This window comes from Thiosocius teredinicola (assembly GCF_002009425.1).
Classification (GTDB): Bacteria; Pseudomonadota; Gammaproteobacteria; order Chromatiales; family Chromatiaceae; genus Thiosocius; species Thiosocius teredinicola.
In genome coordinates this window covers 1259092-1279010 of the sequence record NZ_CP019936.1, presented here as the reverse complement: position 1 = coordinate 1279010, position 19919 = coordinate 1259092, and the positions used below count along the sequence as shown (strand labels likewise).

The following is a 19919-nucleotide window of genomic DNA, read 5'->3' as shown; positions in this document are numbered from 1 at the left end:
TGATCTTGCCGATACTGATCGAGATCAAGGTTTGAGGCGCTGACAGGTTCAACAATCTGCCGAGCACTCAAAGGGGGAGAGTGAGCCGTGGACACGATGAGCCTGCTCATCGCCGTACCGCTGGTACTGGCGATAATCTACGTCGCGATACGCCTGCCGATGGCGATCGGAAGCAACCTGCGCACCGGCCATTGGTTCCGCCGGCAGCTGGCGAAAGACCTCGACCAGCTCAGGCTTTCGCGCATGTTGCGTTATCTCGGCATCGACGAAGCGCGCTATCTGCACGAACAAAAAGCGGTCGATATTAAAAACCACATGCGCAAATGCGACACGTGCGATGCCAAGAACGAATGCGACGAGGTGTTGCAGGCGCCAGCACCGTCTTCCGAACCCGGCCTGGGTTTTTGCGCGAATATCGACGACCTCAAAACGATTCAAAAGCCGAGCGAACAACAGCCGGATACACAGCGGTAGCCCGCGTCAGGCAACAGAGGCGTTGGGTTCGCCACCCTCGTCCGTCGCGTCGACGTCAACGCTGTCGTGGCGATTCAGGATACCGAGCGCCGCATCCGCCTCGTTGTACAGTTCGCGTACGAAATCCGTCGAAGGCCCGGTGCGACGCAGCAGTTGCATCAGGTTGCTCAGGTGCATACGCGCACGCACGTAATTGCCATTGTTCTCGTAGCGTTTCGCCTCGACCATGTAGAAACGCGACACCACTTCGGCGCGACGTTCACCCAGTTCGCGTTTGAAGATGCCACGCACATCGGCGGGTATCGGTTGAACGGTTTCACCGTAGCTGACGATCTCGATCAGCCTGTCGAGCGCACGCAGCATTTTGCGGAATGCCTGCTCGTCTTCAATCGGCCCGACGCCACCGGGCGCGGCGCCTTCGGCATTCAGTGCCGTCTCGGCTTCGGCGATGCGCTCGGCAATACCCAGGTAGCGTTTGTGCAGTTTCTTGATCTTTTGGTAACGGGCAAGCACATCGCTGCGCAAGGTCACTCGAAGTTCACGTGACAACGACACGGTCTGCAGGTCGTCGAAGATCGCCAACAGCGTTTGCACACCGACCTCGATGCGCCGCACCGCCAGCCGAACCGTCGCCAGATGGGCCTGGTAACGCGTAACGACAGCCGCCATGAACAGTGTCGCCACCAGCATGCCGGCGACGGCCAACGGTACCCCCCATTGTTCAAGCTCTGCCACTGCGCACCTCCCGGTTTGCCCCCTCCATCCAATAACGGCGGCCGCGCGCAAAACCTGATTTACGTTCACCAACGCGCACAACGCATTCGTTGGTTGTCAGCCGTCTTTACAGCTGACCCGGAATGAAACCCCTGAACGACGCCAGGTGCTTGTTTTTGAGTAGAAAATCAAGAAGGGCAAAGTATTTGCATTAATTTACACAACTTAACGATCTAACGACTGGCGTGACAGAAGGATGCCGAACAAAACACAAATAAGCCTCTTGTTGACCTCATCCGCGGCGATGGCAGGCGACGCCTTGGCCGCCTCGCTAGACAGCACCATCAGCAGCTACATCCCCGTCGCGCTGTTCACATTGGGCGCCTGGGCACTGCTGATCGGCTTGCGCAATCTGAAAGAACTCAAACACAAACGCCTCGAAACCCGGCGGCGACGCTGAGTGCCCCGAACGGCGTTCGCGCGCCCGATACAATGCCGCCATTGAGCGCCGGCAACTCGGCAATTTCAGCATATACGGATGCACTCAGACGACGCTAATTGCGGCGTTTTACCTATTCCCGGCGGTGTATTCAGGGTCTACGCTTTGCAGAAGGCCATTCGGCCATCTAAGAGAGGAAAGTGCCGACCTTGAACCTCCTGGCATATGCATTCATCGGACTTGCGATTACCTGGGGCCTGTACCTTGTTTACATGTACGTGGCGACACGCGCGTCGGAGGGATTGGCTGCCGACCCGTTGTTCAAACGCTTTCCCGAACTCGCCGCAGTCAACGGCAAAGCCCTGGTCTACTGTTATGCACCGCACTGCGGTCCCTGCCGCCCGATGTCGAAAGAGGTCGACATCCTCGCCGAGACCGGCGCTCCCGTTTTCAAGTTTGACGTTACCGACGATCCTGCCTTGTCGCGTGAGATGGGAATCCGCGCAACACCTACTTTGATACTGATCGAGAACGGCGTGGTATCGCGCATGTTGCTCGGCGTGCGTACAGCCAACTATATGCACGGCTTGATCGCCTCACACGCGCGCTAAACTCTGCACAGAACCTTCGACAAAGGCCCGGACATCTCGGCATGTTTCGCACGTTCGTACGCGTCGTCTGGCTGACGCTGGGTTGGCTGGAGCTCAGTGTATTCACCGCATTGCTGTACCTGTTGAGTTTTCTGCCGCCATCGTGGCGCAGCGGCTGGTATCGGCGGCTGTTTCAGAGCTGGTGCCGCACGTGGATACATGCGCTAGGCGTCGACCTGCGCGTTCACCACCGGCATACGCATCCCCTGCCATCGCGCTACCTGTTGATCGCCAATCATCCATCGTCGTTCGAAGACATCGGTATCCCGGCGGTGTTCGACGTCGACTGTCTGGCGAAACGCGAGGTCAAAGACTGGTGGTTGGTCGGGCGTATCTCAGCAGCCGCCGGGACCATCTTCGTGCAACGTGAATCGCGCGATTCGCGCGGCGCCGCTGCCGACCAGATAGAACGGCACGTTAATCAAGGCACCAACGTGGCCTTGTATCCCGAAGGCGGCATCAAAGGTCCGCGCCTGCAACCCGCCTTCCGGCACGGCGTGTTCGCGATATCGCTGAAAACCGGTATTCCGATCGTGCCGGTCTATCTGCACTACGAGGCCTTGCACGATTTCCATTGGGGCCGACACAGCCTGCTGGCGAATATTCGCAACATCATGTTCGCCAGCAACAACCGGGCGAACTTCTACGTGTATGATCCGATTGAGCCGCACCTGTTCGACGACAAGCAGAGCTATTGCGATCACGTCTATGGGCTCTACCAGCAATGGCAGGCACGGCACATCGGCTGAAACCTGACGACGGACAAGCAACGACCCAATGAGCTTTAAAGAACCCGCAGCGGTTGAGAACGCCTTCTATGACGCCTTTCGTGCGCTCGATGTCGATGCGATGCAGAACGTGTGGATGGATTCCCTGACCGTCAGCTGCATCCACCCCGGCGGCGAACTGCTACAAGGTTATGCCGCGGTGATCGACAGCTGGGCCAACATCTTCACCGGCAGTGAACCGCCCCAGGTCGAGTATCGTCTGGTGCAATCGAACGCCAACGACAACCTGGCTGTACACACCGTGGAAGAGCGCGTGAGCACGGGTTCGGGTGCACGCCGTGCCGTGGTGCTGGCGACCAACATCTACGGCCTGGTCGACGGCGAATGGCGGATGCTGGCGCACCACGCATCGTTGCCGTTGGTCGAACCGCGCAGCGAGTCCGAGGCGCAACCGCCGTTGCATTGAACCTAGGATCCTCAGTCGACCGCTTCGAGCAAGGTGCCGGTCTTCTGTTTGCCGGCTGAGGATTCCAGGTCGAAAAAAACAGCGGCCGAAGCCGCTGTCTTATCCTCGTTGATCTGACGGATGTCATTACTAGGGGAATGCCGGAATCTGCTCCTCCTGGCCCTTTGCCTTGGCTTCCGGATGATGGCTCATGATCAGTTCGCGAACCTCGCGCACGCGACGTACCGGCACGTCGACCATCAACAGGATTTCACCCCGGTCGATGGCCGGCTGGAAACGCTTCAGGCGTGAGTTGGGGATGCTGACCGCGATCATTCCCGATACCCAGGAGCCGATCATGGCGCACACCACAGCCAATATCAGGATACCGCCCATACCGATCGAATCGCCCAACGACGGGTTGAACGACAACGCCACGCCGGCCAGGGCCCCGGTGACGCCACCGGCGACCATACCCAGACCTATGCCGTGCAACAGATCGGAACGCTGCAACAGATTTGCGACGTGCAAGCGGCCGAGGTTTATCCCATCCTTCGCCAGGAAATGAATGTGCGGGTCGTCGATCTTCGCCAGCAACAGTTCTTTCTCAATCGTTTCTGCCGAAGCCACGTTCGGTAGAACAAAGTACAACCGTCTCCGCATCTGAGATCCCTCCTTTGTAAGTCTTATCGACCCCCGGGCCAGCCTGCCGCTTTAAACCCGGCACATCGGTCTCTCATTCGGCAGTATAGAAAACCGCAGTAAAACAGTATGCCTTTATAAAAACTTTTGAATTCGAAGGCCGAAAAACCGACGATAAAAGGGCTGTTTAATTACTCCTGCTTATCGAACACGCGGTCTACCGCAGGAAATCTCCATGAAATCCCGTTTGATTCTGGTTGTTTTGGTCCTTTGCCTCAGCACCCCACCCGCGTTCGCCGACGTGCTCGTGCTGGTTCATGGTTACCTCGGCAGCGGCACCAGTTGGGCCGAGTCCGGCGTACTCGACAGACTGCAGCGGCGCGGTTATCAACACGCCGGCGAATACAGTTTCAGCCCGCAAGGCATTCTGTACCGACCGACTGCCGCCGAACAGGCAAGCAAGCCCGTGATCACGCTGAACCTGCCGTCGCAGGCCCCGGTCGTGATTCAGGCGGACTGGCTCGCGGCTTACCTGCATCGCATCCACGCTACCTATCCCGACCAGGACATTCAGCTCGCAGCGCACTCCGCCGGCGGTGTCGTCGCCCGCATGATGCTGGTGCGCCACGGCAAGATGAAGGTGAAGCGTCTGATCACGATCGCCTCCCCCCACCTCGGCACCGGGCGTGCGATCCAGGCGCTGGATGCCACCGACAACAGCGGCATGTTCGGCTTCGTCAAAAGCTGGTTGGTAAGACGCAAGACCGGTGACGCACTTTACGCGACGCTGCACCACAGCCGCGGCGTGCTGCTCGATCTGGCACCGCCGGCGCCCGGCAATATGCTGTTCTGGCTGAACCAACAACCACACCCCGACATCGGCTACACCAGCATCATGCGCATCGGCACCGTGTATATGCCCGGCGACCAATGGGTGCCCCCGATGAGCCAGGATATGAATCAGGTACCGGCGCTCGCCGGCCGCTCGCAGACCTACAGCATGGCGCAGGGCCACTTGCTCGGTCCGGCCGACGGCGAATTGATCGCCAACCTGCTCACCGAGCAACCGCGGACCAAGGCCAAGAACAGCGCACCGACAAAGGACAACCCCGGCGTGGACTAAGCTTGCTTGCATGCACGACGCCTTGCGACAACTCGAGGAACTGCTCAGGCGCTATGGCCACGTCTACGAGGCAAACCAGGCGGCCATCGCGCGACAGTCGTTCGAACGCGACCCGGCGGCAGCATGTCGCATGATGAACAGCGGTGACTGGTGGAACGATACTCAGTCGATCGCCGCGATCGATCTGGCCATCGATGGTGGCTTTACGCCGGAGGCACGTGCAGATGCGCTGGCACTGCGAAACGCATTGATCGAGGTGTACTCGATCATGAGCAGCTTCGGCGAACACAACGACGCTGGCGAACTCATTGTGTCGCAGTTCAACAAATGGGCGGAGTCCCACATCTGAAGCGCTATCTCATATAAGGTTCACACGATATCTGCCGTCATAAATGGAGTCGGTACAAGGCAGACCCCGACAAACCGGGCGCCAACAATAACGAGGCAAAGATGCAGGGTTTCGATATCTATTTCATGGGAGAGATGCTACCGGACGCCGATCCGGCAGCCGTGAAACAGGGCGTAGGCAAGCTGTTCAAGGTGGAAGGCAAAACGCTCGAGCGGATGTTCTCGGGCAAGCCCATGCGGGTCAAACAGGCCGTCGATGCCGACAAGGCGAGCCGCTACCGTGCGGCATTCCGCGAGGTCGGCGCCCTGGTGCAGATCGTCCCCACCGGATCACCGGCGCCCGAGCCCAAACCGGTCGTCGCTCCGCCAACACCCGAGCCGCAGGCCGACGAGGAAATCATCATCGCCGCGCCGCCGCCCGAGCCTGACGAAGAGATCGTCGTCACCGCACCGCCTCCCGCGGCTGACGATGAAATCACCTTCGTCGAGACCTCGCCCGAGGCAGCCAGCGCCATGTCATTGGCCGAGCCCGGCGTGACCATCGACGATCATCCACCTCCCGCACCTGCCGACATCGACACCAGCGGGCTCGAGGCGCTACCGCCGAATTCGGGCACGCTCGAAGACTGCGTGGTCGAAAAGCCGCCCAGAGAGATCCCGGACATCAGCCATCTGAAGCTGGTCGACGATTAATTCGTCATCAGTTGTCAGGACCCGCGACGCGCCACGGCCTGCAGCTGCGGCAAGCGGGTCAATTCAATGCGGAACAGGCCGATCGGATGGCGGTTGTCGGCGCGCAAGGGATAACGTTCCGGGGTCTGACTGAACCAGATAAAGATCGGCCTGTGCGCCGCTTCCCAGTTGCCGCGATCGTTTTGCTCCAAACCGTCGAACCGCACTTTCCAGGCGGCGACCGGCTGGCCGGCGACCGCGATGTTCTGCGACCGCTCCACCGTAACCTGGTATCGCAGCCGTTCCTTGCCGTTGGTCACGGGCAACTCGTACTGCCGACCGACTTCAAGATCCAGGTCGCGCACGGCAGCGAGCAGACTGAGGCGGTCGAACAAAACCTCACCGGCTCCCGGAGGTAGCGGCCAGTTGCCCGTATCCAACTGGGCCAATGCCTCGCGCCCGGGCGCGCTTGCCGGGTCGAGCCGTTTGACGTCACGCGCGCCACCGTCGCGCACATACAGCCGGTGACGCAGCTTGCTGGTCTTCTGATAGGTTTCGAAACCGACCAAGTCTCCATCAGCCGTGTTCGTCCAGCTACGGAAGCGATAGCGGATCGGATACAGCGACTCCACGTCCGGATATCCGGCCGACGTCACGTCGAGACGTGCCGTCTGCACGCCCTCTACCGGAGCCTGCTCGGTGATGTTCACATCGGCGATCTGCAGATCACGACCCAGCGAGAAGACGCCACGGTAGGTCACGGTGTAGTCGAGCGCCGACGCCCCGGCATCGGCGCCGCTGCTGAGCGGAAAGATCGCCAGCAGTACGCAGCCCAGAAGCAGCGATTGTTTCACCTTGTTACCAATCATTGCTCATCGCCCCCCGGTACACGATCTCTTGGTATTGTCTGCCGGATCGATCGCTTTCCATCCTGAGTATTTGCAATTTCCATGTGCCGACACCTGCCGATTGTGAACCGCTTCGCCACGCCTGCTGCGGCAAAACGCATATTCTCTTCGGATTGAAAGATTCATGGCACACCCGATTAGTTCCGAACGCCGACGCCGAGACTGCCTTTGGCACCCGTCGTGCATCTAATTCCGTCATAGGGAGAAAGGTGGCGATTTCGCCAAAAGATTGACGAATTCAGGACGAAAAAATGACGAATCGCATCACTTCCGACAATTTCTCGACACATCAAGCCATAAAGCAACGGAATTTTGACGCCAAAAGCGACGGATCGACCTCCACCGCGCCGACTTCAAGCCACCAGCCAAGCGAACATTCAGCCAAGGTTGACCGCGCTCAAGAACGACTCGCTCAGGAAGTCACATCGCCTCATGACGCCAACATCGGTTCCTTTGCCGACGCTCAAAAGCATGTGGCGAAAATTGAGGCACAGTTTGCTGCCGATCCCAGCGCCGGGCTCAAAGCCCTTGGCCGCGTGAACGGCAATCTCGTAGAGGCAGCGATATCACGGCCGACCGCCTGATTCGACTGTAACCTTCTCGGCACAGGCGAGATCAAATCTCGCCATTTACCCGGCCCCACGCAAGTGGGCGCCGGGTTTCTTTTTTTGGGCCTATGAAAATTCAGCAGCGACGGGCGCCGGATTGCGTCGGTCGGCTTACCGCCGGAAAATCAGCACATGCGTATCGTTTATTTGACGCTTGGTTTCTTCATTCTGCTCGGCATCGGCGCAGCCTGCCGCACGCCGCCGCCCTTGGGCGAAGACTGTGAATCCGTCGGCGGCGGCCTGGTGCGCTGCGAGCGCCCTGTCGGAGAGCGACGTGAATAGTGTCGAAGCGCAGACCCTGAGCGACATCTTCTTCGCCGAATTGCCGCATGCAGACCGGGTCAACCAGGCGCTGCAGGCCGCCTATGAACGTGAAAAGCAGGCCGAAGACCTGCGGCGCACGCACCATTTCGGCGGGCGCTACGAGAACACCTATATCCCGGCGGAACGCATCGTGGAGCTCGAACCGGTGATCGGCTTTGCGCGCGAGCATGCTGCGCGGATCCTCGGCAGGCCCGATTTACGCGCCGGGTTCTGGTTCAACGAGATGCATGCAGGACATCGCACCAGCCTGCACAGCCACGAGGAACTCGATGAGCTGTTGTCCGCCGTCTACTACGTGCAATGTCCGCCCGACAGCGGCAATCTGCTGCTGCACGACGACGAGGCGCTGATTACCGTCACACCACGCCCCGGCCTGCTGGTGCTGTTCCCCCCCGACCTGCCGCACGAGGTCGAAGAAAACCGGGCGGCACAGATGCGCCTGTCGGTGGCGTTCAATTTTGGTCCGATAGACCCGCAGACCTGATCGTCGACGTTTCAAGTCGCTCGGTCTCGGCCAGAACGATGCGACGCCCATCGGTGGTGATGAATTCGCGGTCTTCGATGTCACCGCGTTGCGCCTGGTATTCGGCCGCCCGCCCACTGGACGCGTCGACGACCCGGATGTAGATGACCTCGGAACTGTCCCGCCAGTGGTCGTACAGCAGAAAAGCCGATGCGAGAATCATCAGGGTGACGACGCCCGTTGCCAGTGCCCGTACCGGCAGTCGGCGCTCGTTTTGCACCGGGTTGATAACGCGCGGCGGCGGGCGCTGCGGCAACGCACGTGCCTGGCGTGTGCGCCAGAACAAGACTACGGCTAAGATTATCGCAAGCGTAAAAAGAATCTTACTGATCATGAACGGATCTTAACCCGGGATGGCACCGGGACGCCGCACGATCATCGACCTTGCATGAACTTCACGACCACGTTGCTACCATCCGATTCACGCAAACGGGCCTTGCTCGCATTCCTATCGGTCTGCAGCCTGTGTGTCGCGCTATTCGCCGGCAGCGCCACGGCGGCCGACCTTGCGGTGAATATCACGCCGCAGCTCGATGGCATCACGACGCTGCACAACGGCCAGCCGGTGCGCATACAGCGCCAGCAAGACCGAGATAACACGATCGCGCAGGCCTTTCAGCGCACCTCGAGGCGCTGCCCGCCTTTCTGCATTCAACCTATGCGCATGCCCGAAGGTGTCGAGACGATCGGCGAGCTCGAGATGCTGGCGTATCTCGAGCGCATCGGCCGCGGCGACGATTCACTGCTGGTCATCGATTCGCGCGGTCCGCACTGGCTCGCGCATGGCACCATTCCGGGTTCGGTCAACATCCATCACCAAAAGCTCAGCCTGCGATACAGCAGCGAGGCCGACGTGCTGGCCATTCTCGTCAATCGCTTCGACGTCGACCGCTCTGAGATGTTTCTCGATTTCCGCGACGCCAAGACCCTGGTGCTGTTCTGCAACGGCCCGTGGTGCGGTCAATCGCCGTCGAACATCAAGCGCCTGCTGCGTCTCGGTTATCCGCCGTCGAAGCTCAAGTGGTATCGCGGCGGCATGCAGGCCTGGGAGACCCTGGGGTTTACCACCGTGGTGCCGCCATAGCGGTATCATGTAGCTATGAAACACCTTCTCGTCATCGTCTTCAGTCTTGCTGTGGCGTTGCTCGGCGCCTGCACCGAACCCGACAGACCGAGTATCTCCCTGTTCCTCGCCGTCGAGCGCGGCGACCTCGACCAGCTCGAGCGCCACATCTACTGGGGGACCGACATCAACACCGCGTTGCCGAACGGGGTGTATCCGCTGCACGCAGCAGCGCAGAAAGGCCGCTTCGTGATGGTCAGAAACCTGCTCAAGCACGGCGCGCTGATCGACCAGCAGATCGCCGACGGCAGCACCGCGCTTGACGTCGCCATCCTCGCCGGTCGCACCCAGGTTGCCGAACTGCTGCTGAAGGAAGGTGCACAGCTGGATGCTTCCGCCCTGCTCGCCAAGGCCGCGCAGATCGGCAGCACCGATCGCGACACGGTTCGCTTCCTGATCGCGCGTGGCGCCGATACCGAGTTCCGCGATGCGTCCGGCGACACGCCGCTGCTGACCGCCATCCGCCAGGACAACCACCGCTTGGCATCCCATCTCGTCAACCAGGGAGCCGACGTTAATGCGGCGACCGCCGACGGCAAGAGCGCGCTGCAACTGGCCACGGAGCTCAAGCTGCCGGAAATCGTCAGCCTGCTGACGCGCCAGGGCGCACGTTGAACGCAAGCACGGACGTTATACGCCTGCCCTGCTTCACGTACCGCGTACGCGCGATGAACTATTGCGACTGTGGCGACCCCAAGCAGACTGGTAGCGTATTTGGTCGCGGCCGCCACATGGCCCGCGAATTTCCAACGGCGCGGATCAGCATGACGCAGGCGGGTTCAGCAACATGAAATGCACAACACGACAGACTGTCGCCTGGCGCTGCTTGGCGATGCTGGCAGGTTTGCTGATGCTTGGCGGGTGCGGCTGGATGGCCTCGCATGCCCCGCCTTCAGACAAACCCTCGGGCGAATCGCTGGCGCAGGCCGAAGGCGACCTGTTCCGCCTGTACGTCGCCTTGTCCGCGGCGGTCGACAACGACAGCATCGTGCAGCGCCGCGCCGACTTCTTTACCGAACGCTACCTGCTGACAGTGGACCCTGGCGACGAAAGCTCGCTCTACCGCTTGAAGCTCACGCAGTATGTCGACAGGATCGATTCGTATCATCAGCAGCGCGACGACCGTAGCGGTTGCCTGACACTGAACGGCTACGAGGCGTCCAACGAACCGGTGGTGTTGGCCGTGCGATACGCCAAGCAGGCCGACCGCTGGCTGGTCGACGACGTGCATCTGGGCTTTGCCGGGAGCACCCTGGATTTCGTCGATCAACCCGTGTGTCCCGACGAATCGGATTCCCGCTGAGCAGCATGCGGCCGCCGGCTACCGGCGCAACGCTTTGCAACCACCGCAAGTCTTGCTAAGGTCGCGCGCCTCAGCAAAGTCCTGGACGGAGAACACAGCCATGGCGAGCACCCCGGAAGAACTCACCATCAATTACAGCGAAGGCGGCGTCGATGTCGTCAAGGAACTCGACAAGGTGGTCTTGTCGAAAGGCGCGTGGACGACGATCCTGTTCCGCTACCAGGATTGGGACGCTCGCAAAGAGGAATACAGCAAGGACAAGTACTCGATCCGCCGCTACCAGAAGCGCAACGGCGAGTATCAGCAGAAGTCGAAGTTCAACATCTCAAGCCCCGACCAGGCCCGTCAACTGATCGAAGGCCTGACCAAATGGCTCGACGACTGAACTCCCGCGCACATTGCCGCACATAAAAAAACCGGCTTGAAGCCGGTTTTTTTATGTATCGGAATCGCCGATCAACCGCCTTTCGCTTTCATCAAGGCCTTGGCCTGCGGTATCCACGATTCACGTTCGATACGCCCTTTGAACTTCAACCGTTCATTGACCCATTCGATGTTCTCCGGCGTCCACGCGGCAATCTGATCGAAGCGCCGGATACCCAGGTCATTCAGGATGCCCGCGATCTTCGGCCCGATGCCTTTGATCTCCTGCAGGTTGTCGGCCGCCTCGTCGTTGCCGGCGAGTAACGGTTGCCCGCTTGCCCCGGCGTCGGCGGCGACGGGATCTGCGGCTTCGGCGGCGGCCTCGGTCGCGGCGATTGCGGTTTCGCTGGCCTGTTCGAGCGCCACCCGGCACTCGGCGAGTTGGGCCTCCAGTTCCGCCACCTGCTCGCTGTTGTCGGTTGCCGAGCCCAGCTCAGCCTTGGCCGCAGCCAATTGATCGACCAGGCTCTTGCATTCCGCTTCGCAGTTGGTACGAGTCGCCAGGGCAGCGTCGAGCTCGGTCTTCAACTTGCGTGACTCGTTCTCCGCGTTGCGCAACCGGGTCAGCAGTGAGGTCTTGGTGCTGGCCGCCGAGATCCTGGTCAGATACCAGCCCAGCAACATACCCAGCAGAGCGGCGATCAACAGCAAAACAAAGGTTTGAGTAATCAGATAGGTCATTTCCGCTCCGGTCTGTTACTGAAAGGGAACGATATCGAAAGTAATACGCCGGTTGGCCGCCCTCCCCTGGGGCGTGGTGTTCGGCGCAATCGGCTGGCTGTTGCCGTAATTCACCACCTGCATACGCTCGGCAGTGATGCCGGCGATGTAGAAAAACTGTTCGATCGCTTGTGCGCGCGCCAGGCTCAGGCGGTCTGCATTGCGATCGGCGATTCCACTGGTGTGGGCGCCGATGACGATCTGCGATCCCGGGCACTGGTAGGCCAAGCGCGCCAAATCGCCGAGCACTGGGTAGCTCTCGGGCATCGGCGATGCGCTGCCGGCGACGAATCGCACCGAGCGAGCGGCTGCGAGGCGCGCCATCATGCGCTGGCAGGTCGCAGCGGACATCGGGTTCGACAGGTCGCCGCCGACCTTCTCGATCTTGCTGACGTCGAACCTCGGATGCAGTGGATCGTTGGGATCGAGCAGTGACTGACGCCGGCGTATGCCGCTGACGTCGACCGAGCGAACTCCCCGCACATCGGCGGCAATCCCGGCGACGCGCTGTACGGAAACCTGGCGCGCAACTTCGCCTTCGAGCGTCAAGTCACGCCCGCGTGCACTGATCGCAATGTTATTGATGGCATTGGCGGACAACGCCCGTTTGACGCGCTCTGTGAGGTCTGACTCGATGGGTTCGTAGCGCAGCGCCACGGTAAACCATGTAAGCAGCAATAGACTGGCCAGAGCGACCAATATCGCAGTACTTCTAGACACCCCGATCTCCCCCGATTGAATGCAGATATGGCTTTTTGTTTTTCTGCTGCGGCCGCCGTCGGCGGCCGATGGGGTAATTTAGCGCATTTTCGAGACCGGTTGGTTGAAAATCCCGCCTTCTAGGGACTGTTTGGCCGGTGTTTGATCCACCTCAGCATCGCAGTGACAGCGAATTGACCACGGTCGAGCACCCGGCTAGTCACCGATGAAGCGCTCACCCGGCGTCATCCGCGTTCGGCACTGACGTTGCGACAATAAGTCTCGTGCACCCGGGTGGCGGCGACCACGGCAACAACCGCGAGTGCAAACGACAGCCACAGGCCGTTGTGGTAATCGCTCCACGCATAGTGACGCACGCCGTTTGTCTCGGCCCCACCCCAGGTCAGGTCCAACACCCAGCCGAAGGCCGGCTGCATGATCGCTGCACCGAGGAACAGGCCGGTGTTGACCAACGCGATCGCCATGCCCGCGCTGCGCGGTGCGCACACCTCCTTGACGGCGGCATAGGTCAGCACGAAACCACTCGCACCGAGGCCGACCAAGCCATACAGCAGGTAGCCGCTCAGGCCGGGACCCCAGTCGATGAACAGGAAACACAACCAGGCGGCGGCCGACATCAAACCGGTCGCCAGGATCACCGGCTTGCGCAACCCGAGATGGTCGGACAACCAACCCATGAACAGGCAACCGGCGGCGAAACAGATCAGGCTCACGGTGGTGTAGCCGGAGGCCTCGGTTTTATCGAGACCGTGCACATCGCGCAGCAACGGCACGCCCCACAGGCCGACGAAGCTGAACATATTGCCGGTCACACCGAGGTTGACCCAGAAACCCGGCCAGGCAGCGAGATTGCCGTACACCGCCTTGAGCGAACCCCACCAATGCGGGTGCGTCTTTGCATGCTCCGGCAGGCCCTCGATCTCGCGCACCGACGGCAGGCCCAGGTCCTGCGGCTGGTTACGCACCAACAACCAGGTCAGCACCGACATCACCAGCGTGAGCACGCCGATGCCGATGAAGATCTCGCGCCAGGAAAAGAACGCGAGCGCCCAGGCCAGCGGTGCCGCCGCCATGATCGAACCGAGGTTGCCGAGCAGCAGCGTCAGCCCGCTGACCCTGCCGTAGTGGCGGTCGCTGAACCACACCGCGTTGCTGCGCATCAGGCCGACGAACACCACCGATACGCCAAGGCCGACCAGAAACCGCCCGGTCGATGCCGCCGCCAGAGTGTCGGCGAGGCCGAACAGGATCGAACCGACACCGGCCACCAACGAACCGATGGTCACGCTGATGCGCGGCCCCAAAGTGTCGGCGAGGATGCCGGAGGGCACCTGCATCGCGGTGTAGATATAGAAATACATCGCCGCCAGCGACCCGAGCGCCGCACCGGTGGTGCCGAAGGCCTTCATCAGATCCGAGGAGACCGCGGCCGGCGCCATGCGATGAAAGAACACCACCATGTAGGAGATGATCAGGATGAAGTAAATCAACCAACGCCAGCGGTTGAAACGGGCATGCACGGCATTCATGGCAAACGGACTCTCGGACAATGGATTTCGGGTAGTTCAGAGGCCGAGTTCCGTTGGCCAATCAAGCAATGCGTCGACGACAGCACGTTGTTTTTCTGTCAATGACAGGTTGACTGCCATGCGCGACAAGGTCTTGCGATAGTCGGACAGCACGATCGATCCGCCGGCCGAAGGATCAGTCAGGCGTTCGTGACGGAACGACTCCCAACGCACTCGCTCGGCGTGATCAAGCGTATCCGGCCAGTTGCGCGCACGGTAACGAAACAACATCTCTCCGAGCTTGGGTGCATCGAACGCCAGATGCAGTGCGCCGAGTTCTTCAGGCGGCGTGCGCCGCACCTGGTCGCAACGGCGTCGGTCTTCGTCCGACAGAAACCCGCCGTACAGATCGCGGTCGGGATCGGCCTGCGGCGGGAAACGCCCTTCGGACGAAAACACCTCGGCGAGTTTGGCGTCGAGCCCGGCAGCGCCGTTCAATGCATCGAGGTGCCGCTGCTCGGCAGTCGCATCCATCTGCCAACGCTCCCGAGCGTCTTCAGTCAGCGTACCCATCGGCACGACCACCGGTGCACGATTGATATGGACGACCTTCAACGGTATGCGTTCAGCACCATCGGGCAGATCCGCCGTCGCGGTATACAGCCGGGTGCGGATCTCTTCGGCCGACATCGCCAACAGTGGCGTCGGATCGGTGCGCAGATCGTAGACGATCACACCATTGCGATTGGTCGGGTGCATCGCCAGCGGCACGACAGCCGCAATACAACCGCGCCTTGCCGGGTAGCGCGCCGATACGTGCAACACCGGCTGGCGGGCGCGCACATTGAGCTGCGTCGCCAGCTTGTGTTTGTCGCGGTTGCCGAGCGCGAATTGAAACAGCTTGGGTTGGCGTTCGCGCACCAGCTTGGCGAGCGCAATGGTCGCTTTCACATCGACCAGCGCATCGTGCGCGCCTGCGTGTTCGATGCCGTTCGCCGCCGTCAGGTCCTCGAGCCGGAAGCTGGCCACACCCGGTTCGCGCTCCGGCCACTCGATGCCTTGCGGTCGCAGCGCATGCGTCAGGCGCACCACGTCGATCATGTCCCAACGCGAGTTGCCGTTCTTCCATTCGCGTGCATAGGGATCGAAAAAGTTGCGGTAGAAACCGTAGCGCGTCACCTCGTCATCGAAACGCAGGGTGTTGTAGCCAAGTGCGCAGGTGCCCGGTTGCGACAACTCATCGTGGATGAAACGAAAGAAGTCGGCCTCGGGCGCGCCTTTCTCGCGTGCTTCCTGCGGCGTAATCCCGGTAATCAGGCAGGCCTCGGGATGCGGCAGAAAATCATCGGCCGGTCGTGCATACACCACCAGCGGCTCGCCGATCGGATTGAAATCCAGATCGGTGCGCAAGCCGGCGAACTGCGCCGGGCGGTCGACTGCCGGTTGCGCTCCCCAGGTTTCGTAGTCGTGCCAGTAAAAGCTGCGTGGTTCGGACATGAATCGTTGATCGGAGTCGTGAGTATCAGATGTTCAAGCGCCACGCCTATGGGCTGCGCTCAGGTAATCAGCGCTGCTTTGCCCAGGCAACCTGGTCACGCAGATAGACAGGCACCGCGGCTTCGGCCGCAACGGCGCCGCCTTCGATGAACTTTGCCACAGCAATGCGCACCACATCCGCGGCATGCACCGACAGTTCACTATTGAATTGCTCCACGCCGGCGCGTGCGCCCAAAGCCGCCGAGTAAGGCCCCCAACCGCTGCCCGCGCCGAACCAGCCATCACCGCCGGGTACGATCACATCCTGCGCGGCGCATACCATTTCTTCGCCCGAGAGCTGCATGATGCCTTCAGCATCCAACCGATAGGCGCCCCAATAGACTTCGTTCATGCGTGCATCGAGGGCGCTGAGTACCGCCGCCGCTCCGTCTGTGCGATTCGCACCCTGGGCAAGTGCCCGCAGACTCGATACCGGCACCACCGGCAGATCAGCACCCATCGCCGAACCCTGGATGATCGATGCCGCGATCCGCACACCGGTGAATGAGCCAGGTCCGCGCGCATACGCCAGCGCATCGAGATCGCGCAACGTCAACTGCGCGTCGGCCAACAGGGCCTCCATCATCGGCAGGATATGCTCGCTGTGTCGTCGCGGCACGATCTCGAAACGTTCGTCGACCATGCCGTCGATCGACAGGGCAGCAGAGCAGGCGTCTTCGGTGGTATCGATAGCGAGGAGTTTCATTACACTGTCTCGGCTCAGACCGTCAGCACGGTCGATCCGGTTGTCTTGCGCGCCTCGAGGTCGCGATGCGCCTGGGCGGCCTCGGCCAGCGGGTACTGTTGGTTGATCTGGATGTGCAGCAGACCATCGGTCACCGCACCGAGCAGACGGTTGGCACCCTCGTCGAGCAGTTCGCGCGTCGCGATATGGGTGGCCAGCGTCGGGCGCGTGACATACAGCGAGCCCTTGGGTGCCAGGATAGCCGGGCTGAACGGTTCGACCGGACCGGAGGCATTGCCGTAGCTGACCATCACGCCGAAGGGGCGCAATGAATCGAGCGAATCCATGAAGGTTGCCTTGCCCACCGAATCGTAGGCGGCCGCCACGCCTTCGCCGTCCGTCAGTTCGCGCACGCGCTGCGGGATGTTCTCGCTGCGGTACATGATCACCTCATCGCAACCGTTTGCCCGGGCCAACTCGGCCTTTTCTTCCGAGCCGACACAGCCGATCACGCTTGCCCCAAGGTGCTTGGCCCATTGACTGAGCAGTAAACCGACACCACCCGCCGCCGCATAGACCAGGATCGCATCACCCGGCTGCACCGGGTAAGAGCGAAACAGCAGGTAATGCGCGGTAAGCCCTTTGAGCATGATCGCCGCGGCCTGCTGCTCGCTGACGCTCTCCGGCAGCGTGACGAGCTTGTCAGCGGCAATCAGACGCACCTCGGCATAGGCACCCAGGCACATCGGGTAGGCAACACGATCACCGACCGCCAAGCCGACAACGCCTTCGCCGACCGCCTCGATCACGCCCGCCGCCTCCATGCCGAGCACCGCCGGCAGATCGCCGACCGGATAAAGACCGTCACGCTGGTACACGTCGATAAAGTTCAGGCCGCAGGCGGTCTGTTTCAAGCGCACCTCGCCCACGCCGGGTTCGCCGACCTCGATCGGTTCCCAGCGCAACACGTCGGCATTGCCGTGTTGATGGATGCGAATCGCGTGAGTCATAGCGTTCTCCGGGCGGGGTAAACCGTCATTCTCTTTGTCCGCGGCGCGCTTCACAAGTTGGGCTTTGAATTGTCGCTGTTCCCTACAAAACGCATGGACTTTCGCGCAGTCATTCCGGCACCCTAGGTATCTAAAATCCGGCAGCTCAACGGGGCTGGAACAATAACGGCAATACGGAGGACAACCTGCCGATGGATATCAAAGCGCTCTACGACGCCGAGCCGAAATCGCCGCTGTACGTTGCGATCAACCGGGTTCTGGTACGCAACGACCCGAACCTGATGAGCATGATGAAGGAAGCCAGCAGCAAGATGTGCCTGACCACGGCGCTGACGCCCGGCTTTCGCGGCTTCGACCTGATGCGCCAGCGCGGTGTCTGCCCGATGGGTATGCGCTGGGCCGGCAGTTCCGACATGATGACCGAACTGTCGCATATCTGGATCGATCAGTTCACCTATTGGGATAGCGTCGACGCCCACGAACTGTTCCACGAGACCTTCGAGGACGTGGTCGTGGATTCGTGCGCCAAGTGCGGCGGCATGCTGCTCGACGGTCCGGAAGAACCCATTTACCGGGTCGTCAAAAGCGATCTGCCGAAGCTGCTGTCGAAAAACCAGATGATGAAACGCGGCTTCGAGAACAATGGCGATACCCGCGGTTATGCGCTCGACTCCGGCGAGACGGTCACCGTCCTGGCCTATCACCATGTGAAACCGGGCAAAGAATCCGAATTCGAAGAAGGCGAGATTCAGACCATGGAGATGCTCAAGGAAACCGCCGGCGTGATCGGCTACCAGATCCTCAAGCGCATCGGCCTGTCGACCTTGGGTAGCGGCCACGCCACCGTCGAATCCCTGATGGAAGACCTGAAAGACAGCTCGGGCACCAAGCTCAAGCGCGCTGCCGAGGTCTGGGAGGGTTACACGATCCCGGCCGAGTATCTGACCATGGTCGAGTTCGAAGACCTGCGCTCGGCGCAAAGCGGTATGCCGCACGTCAACGTGAAGCCCGAGATCTTGTTCGTGCACGGACCGAAGGTGCTGAACAACTGCCTGACGATTCCAACCGTGCGTATCGCAGAATCCATGTTCCGCGAACACACCTATCGCGAGGTGCTGCAGGGTCTGAAATAGGTCGTGCAATGGCGGCGACAGCCCTCGCGGCTGTCGCCGGTGTCGATGGCCGGGATCAGAACAGATCCACCTCGCCGCTCTCACCGCCTTCGGACTTGTCAACGCTCGCGTAGTCGAGCGCGCAGTTTCTTCCCTGTTGCTTGGCTGCATACAACGCGCGATCCGCGTGGTCGACCAGGGTGGTCGGCAGAATACCCGGAGAGCACGCGACATAGCCGATGCTCACCGTCACCCGCTGTCCACCGGGAAAGACATGCGCCTCCACCGCCTTGCGAAAACGCTCGAGCGCGTTGCTCGGTGCATCGGGTCCGGCGGCGGTTTCCAGCAGTACGATGAACTCCTCGCCGCCGAAACGAAACAGATCGTCCGTGTAACGAAAGGTGCGGTCCATCAGGCGGGCGAACTGCAACAGCACCTCGTCGCCGTACAGGTGCCCGTAGTTGTCGTTGATCCGTTTGAAGTGATCGATGTCGAGCACTGCCAGGGTCAACATGCCGTTTTCCAAACCGGCAGCACGGCGTGACGCCATTTCGAACAGCGAGGTAAACGTCTGACGATTCAGCAGGCCGGTCAGCGCGTCGCGTTCGCGGCTGTCCATCAGCCGAATCAGGTTCGAATAGATCTCGACGATCTGCAGCGATTTGGCACGCAGCAAGGGATCGAGCGGTACACCGTCGACAACGACGAGACGTAGCGGACCTATCTCGCCGGGGATTGGAATGATCAGCCGGTCTGTGTCGTATTGTTCGGAAGCGACGACCGAAGGTTGCAGCGACTGGATCGCCGGCATCAGCGGATCGATGGCACTGCCTGACGCGACGCGTTCGCTCGCATCGTCAAAACGCTTGATCGTGACGTCGGCAGCGGTGAGCTGTTTCTTCTGCGCCCCCGGCGTGCTGTGACCGTAGACCTCCATCACGCACACATGCGAGCCAGAGAGCTGGTTATGGAGTTGGTCGATCAGGCAACGGGTAAGTGAAACGCCGTCCTTTTGGCGGCTAAGTCCAATCGCGGTGCTGAATTGCTCGAAACCATCAATGGTCATCTGCTCTTCTCGCCGCGCAATGGGCGCACTGCCCTCATCGGGCGCGACTGCAGCGCACGCGGATACCGGTTCCAAATCTAATCGTTCGGCCATTACTGTCCATGCATCCCAAACA

27 protein-coding genes are annotated in these 19919 nt (G+C 60.9%); 16 read left to right on the top strand and 11 right to left on the bottom strand.

Annotated features, from left to right (window positions below):
- Nucleotides 1-96 precede the first annotated feature (96 nt).
- Nucleotides 97-474, top strand: coding sequence for a DUF6455 family protein (locus B1781_RS06285; protein WP_078118841.1), 378 nt, complete (start codon nt 97-99; stop codon nt 472-474).
- 6 nt (nt 475-480) lie between these two features.
- On the opposite strand, the gene B1781_RS06280 is transcribed toward B1781_RS06285, so the two are convergent.
- Nucleotides 481-1209: a hypothetical protein gene (locus B1781_RS06280; RefSeq protein ID WP_078118840.1), complete on the bottom strand. Its 729-nt coding sequence runs from the start codon at nt 1207-1209 to the stop codon at nt 481-483.
- A 262-nt stretch (nt 1210-1471) separates the two neighbouring features.
- On the opposite strand from B1781_RS06280, the gene B1781_RS23130 reads away from it, so the two are divergent.
- The 4 genes from B1781_RS23130 to B1781_RS06265 all read left to right on the top strand — a co-directional run bounded on the left by B1781_RS23130 (nt 1472) and on the right by B1781_RS06265 (nt 3471).
- Nucleotides 1472-1648: a hypothetical protein gene (locus tag B1781_RS23130; RefSeq protein ID WP_164513277.1), complete on the top strand. Its 177-nt coding sequence runs from the start codon at nt 1472-1474 to the stop codon at nt 1646-1648.
- Between the two features lie 188 nt (nt 1649-1836).
- Entirely contained in the window at nt 1837-2238 is a 402-nt protein-coding gene (locus B1781_RS06275; protein ID WP_125931951.1) for a thioredoxin family protein, read from the top strand.
- A 41-nt stretch (nt 2239-2279) separates the two neighbouring features.
- The gene (locus B1781_RS06270; protein WP_078118838.1) at nt 2280-3026 is read left to right on the top strand and encodes a lysophospholipid acyltransferase family protein; all 747 of its coding nucleotides are present in this window, start codon (nt 2280-2282) and stop codon (nt 3024-3026) included.
- Between the two features lie 28 nt (nt 3027-3054).
- Complete coding sequence (locus tag B1781_RS06265) at nt 3055-3471, top strand: nuclear transport factor 2 family protein (RefSeq protein WP_078118837.1); 417 nt, start codon at nt 3055-3057, stop codon at nt 3469-3471.
- A 129-nt stretch (nt 3472-3600) separates the two neighbouring features.
- On the opposite strand, the gene B1781_RS06260 is transcribed toward B1781_RS06265, so the two are convergent.
- Nucleotides 3601-4113, bottom strand: a complete 513-nt coding sequence (locus B1781_RS06260; RefSeq protein WP_078118836.1) for a DUF1269 domain-containing protein — start codon at nt 4111-4113, stop codon at nt 3601-3603.
- Between the two features lie 214 nt (nt 4114-4327).
- On the opposite strand from B1781_RS06260, the gene B1781_RS06255 reads away from it, so the two are divergent.
- From B1781_RS06255 to B1781_RS06245, 3 genes are all read left to right on the top strand, one after another.
- A complete protein-coding gene (locus B1781_RS06255) occupies nt 4328-5215 on the top strand; it encodes a lipase family alpha/beta hydrolase (protein ID WP_078118835.1) in 888 nt (295 codons plus the stop codon).
- A 10-nt stretch (nt 5216-5225) separates the two neighbouring features.
- On the top strand, nt 5226-5564 hold the full coding sequence (locus B1781_RS06250; protein WP_078118834.1) for a hypothetical protein: 339 nt from the start codon (nt 5226-5228) through the stop codon (nt 5562-5564).
- Nucleotides 5565-5665: 101 nt separating this feature from the next.
- Nucleotides 5666-6256: a hypothetical protein gene (locus B1781_RS06245; RefSeq protein WP_078118833.1), complete on the top strand. Its 591-nt coding sequence runs from the start codon at nt 5666-5668 to the stop codon at nt 6254-6256.
- Between the two features lie 14 nt (nt 6257-6270).
- Here B1781_RS06245 and B1781_RS06240 read toward each other — a convergent pair whose 3' ends face one another.
- Nucleotides 6271-7104 carry a DUF3108 domain-containing protein gene (locus B1781_RS06240; RefSeq protein WP_078118832.1) on the bottom strand — a complete coding sequence of 278 codons (834 nt, stop codon included), beginning with the start codon at nt 7102-7104 and terminating at the stop codon, nt 6271-6273.
- Nucleotides 7105-7394: 290 nt separating this feature from the next.
- Here B1781_RS06240 and B1781_RS06235 point away from each other — a divergent pair, with 290 nt between their 5' ends.
- From B1781_RS06235 to B1781_RS06230, 3 genes are all read left to right on the top strand, one after another.
- Nucleotides 7395-7727 (top strand): hypothetical protein, encoded by a 333-nt coding sequence (locus B1781_RS06235; RefSeq protein WP_078118831.1) that lies wholly within the window; start codon nt 7395-7397, stop codon nt 7725-7727.
- A gap of 156 nt (nt 7728-7883) precedes the next feature.
- On the top strand, nt 7884-8033 hold the full coding sequence (locus tag B1781_RS23125) for a hypothetical protein (protein ID WP_164513276.1): 150 nt from the start codon (nt 7884-7886) through the stop codon (nt 8031-8033).
- Entirely contained in the window at nt 8026-8559 is a 534-nt protein-coding gene (locus tag B1781_RS06230) for a putative 2OG-Fe(II) oxygenase (RefSeq protein WP_078118830.1), read from the top strand. The genes B1781_RS23125 and B1781_RS06230 overlap by 8 nt, the downstream gene beginning before the upstream one ends.
- Here the strand turns inward: B1781_RS06230 and B1781_RS06225 are convergent.
- Nucleotides 8528-8884, bottom strand: a complete 357-nt coding sequence (locus tag B1781_RS06225) for a hypothetical protein (protein ID WP_078118829.1) — start codon at nt 8882-8884, stop codon at nt 8528-8530. The two genes, B1781_RS06230 and B1781_RS06225, sit on opposite strands and share 32 nt — an antisense overlap.
- Nucleotides 8885-8986: 102 nt before the next feature.
- Here B1781_RS06225 and B1781_RS06220 point away from each other — a divergent pair, with 102 nt between their 5' ends.
- The 4 genes from B1781_RS06220 (at nt 8987) to B1781_RS06205 (ending at nt 11409) form a co-directional block, all read left to right on the top strand.
- Complete coding sequence (locus B1781_RS06220; RefSeq protein WP_078118828.1) at nt 8987-9682, top strand: rhodanese-like domain-containing protein; 696 nt, start codon at nt 8987-8989, stop codon at nt 9680-9682.
- A gap of 15 nt (nt 9683-9697) precedes the next feature.
- Complete coding sequence (locus tag B1781_RS06215) at nt 9698-10336, top strand: ankyrin repeat domain-containing protein (protein WP_078118827.1); 639 nt, start codon at nt 9698-9700, stop codon at nt 10334-10336.
- Between the two features lie 172 nt (nt 10337-10508).
- Nucleotides 10509-11024, top strand: a complete 516-nt coding sequence (locus B1781_RS06210) for a hypothetical protein (protein ID WP_125931950.1) — start codon at nt 10509-10511, stop codon at nt 11022-11024.
- A gap of 100 nt (nt 11025-11124) precedes the next feature.
- A complete protein-coding gene (locus tag B1781_RS06205) occupies nt 11125-11409 on the top strand; it encodes a hypothetical protein (protein WP_078118825.1) in 285 nt (94 codons plus the stop codon).
- A gap of 71 nt (nt 11410-11480) precedes the next feature.
- Here the strand turns inward: B1781_RS06205 and B1781_RS06200 are convergent, their stop codons facing one another.
- From B1781_RS06200 to B1781_RS06175, 6 genes are all read right to left on the bottom strand, one after another.
- A complete protein-coding gene (locus tag B1781_RS06200) occupies nt 11481-12128 on the bottom strand; it encodes a hypothetical protein (protein WP_078118824.1) in 648 nt (215 codons plus the stop codon).
- A 15-nt stretch (nt 12129-12143) separates the two neighbouring features.
- Nucleotides 12144-12887: an OmpA family protein gene (locus B1781_RS06195; RefSeq protein WP_125931949.1), complete on the bottom strand. Its 744-nt coding sequence runs from the start codon at nt 12885-12887 to the stop codon at nt 12144-12146.
- 224 nt (nt 12888-13111) lie between these two features.
- On the bottom strand, nt 13112-14416 hold the full coding sequence (locus B1781_RS06190; protein ID WP_078118822.1) for an MFS transporter: 1305 nt from the start codon (nt 14414-14416) through the stop codon (nt 13112-13114).
- 36 nt (nt 14417-14452) lie between these two features.
- The gene (gene sbcB / locus B1781_RS06185; RefSeq protein ID WP_078118821.1) at nt 14453-15892 is read right to left on the bottom strand and encodes an exodeoxyribonuclease I; all 1440 of its coding nucleotides are present in this window, start codon (nt 15890-15892) and stop codon (nt 14453-14455) included.
- A gap of 67 nt (nt 15893-15959) precedes the next feature.
- Nucleotides 15960-16637, bottom strand: coding sequence for a tRNA (adenosine(37)-N6)-threonylcarbamoyltransferase complex dimerization subunit type 1 TsaB (tsaB, locus tag B1781_RS06180; protein WP_078118820.1), 678 nt, complete (start codon nt 16635-16637; stop codon nt 15960-15962).
- A 14-nt stretch (nt 16638-16651) separates the two neighbouring features.
- Entirely contained in the window at nt 16652-17626 is a 975-nt protein-coding gene (locus B1781_RS06175; protein ID WP_078118819.1) for a quinone oxidoreductase family protein, read from the bottom strand.
- 191 nt (nt 17627-17817) lie between these two features.
- On the opposite strand from B1781_RS06175, the gene B1781_RS06170 reads away from it, so the two are divergent.
- Nucleotides 17818-18759, top strand: coding sequence for a sulfur oxygenase reductase family protein (locus B1781_RS06170; RefSeq protein WP_078118818.1), 942 nt, complete (start codon nt 17818-17820; stop codon nt 18757-18759).
- A 55-nt stretch (nt 18760-18814) separates the two neighbouring features.
- On the opposite strand, the gene B1781_RS06165 is transcribed toward B1781_RS06170, so the two are convergent.
- Nucleotides 18815-19804: a GGDEF domain-containing protein gene (locus B1781_RS06165; protein ID WP_164513275.1), complete on the bottom strand. Its 990-nt coding sequence runs from the start codon at nt 19802-19804 to the stop codon at nt 18815-18817.
- Between the last annotated feature and the right edge of the window lie 115 nt (nt 19805-19919).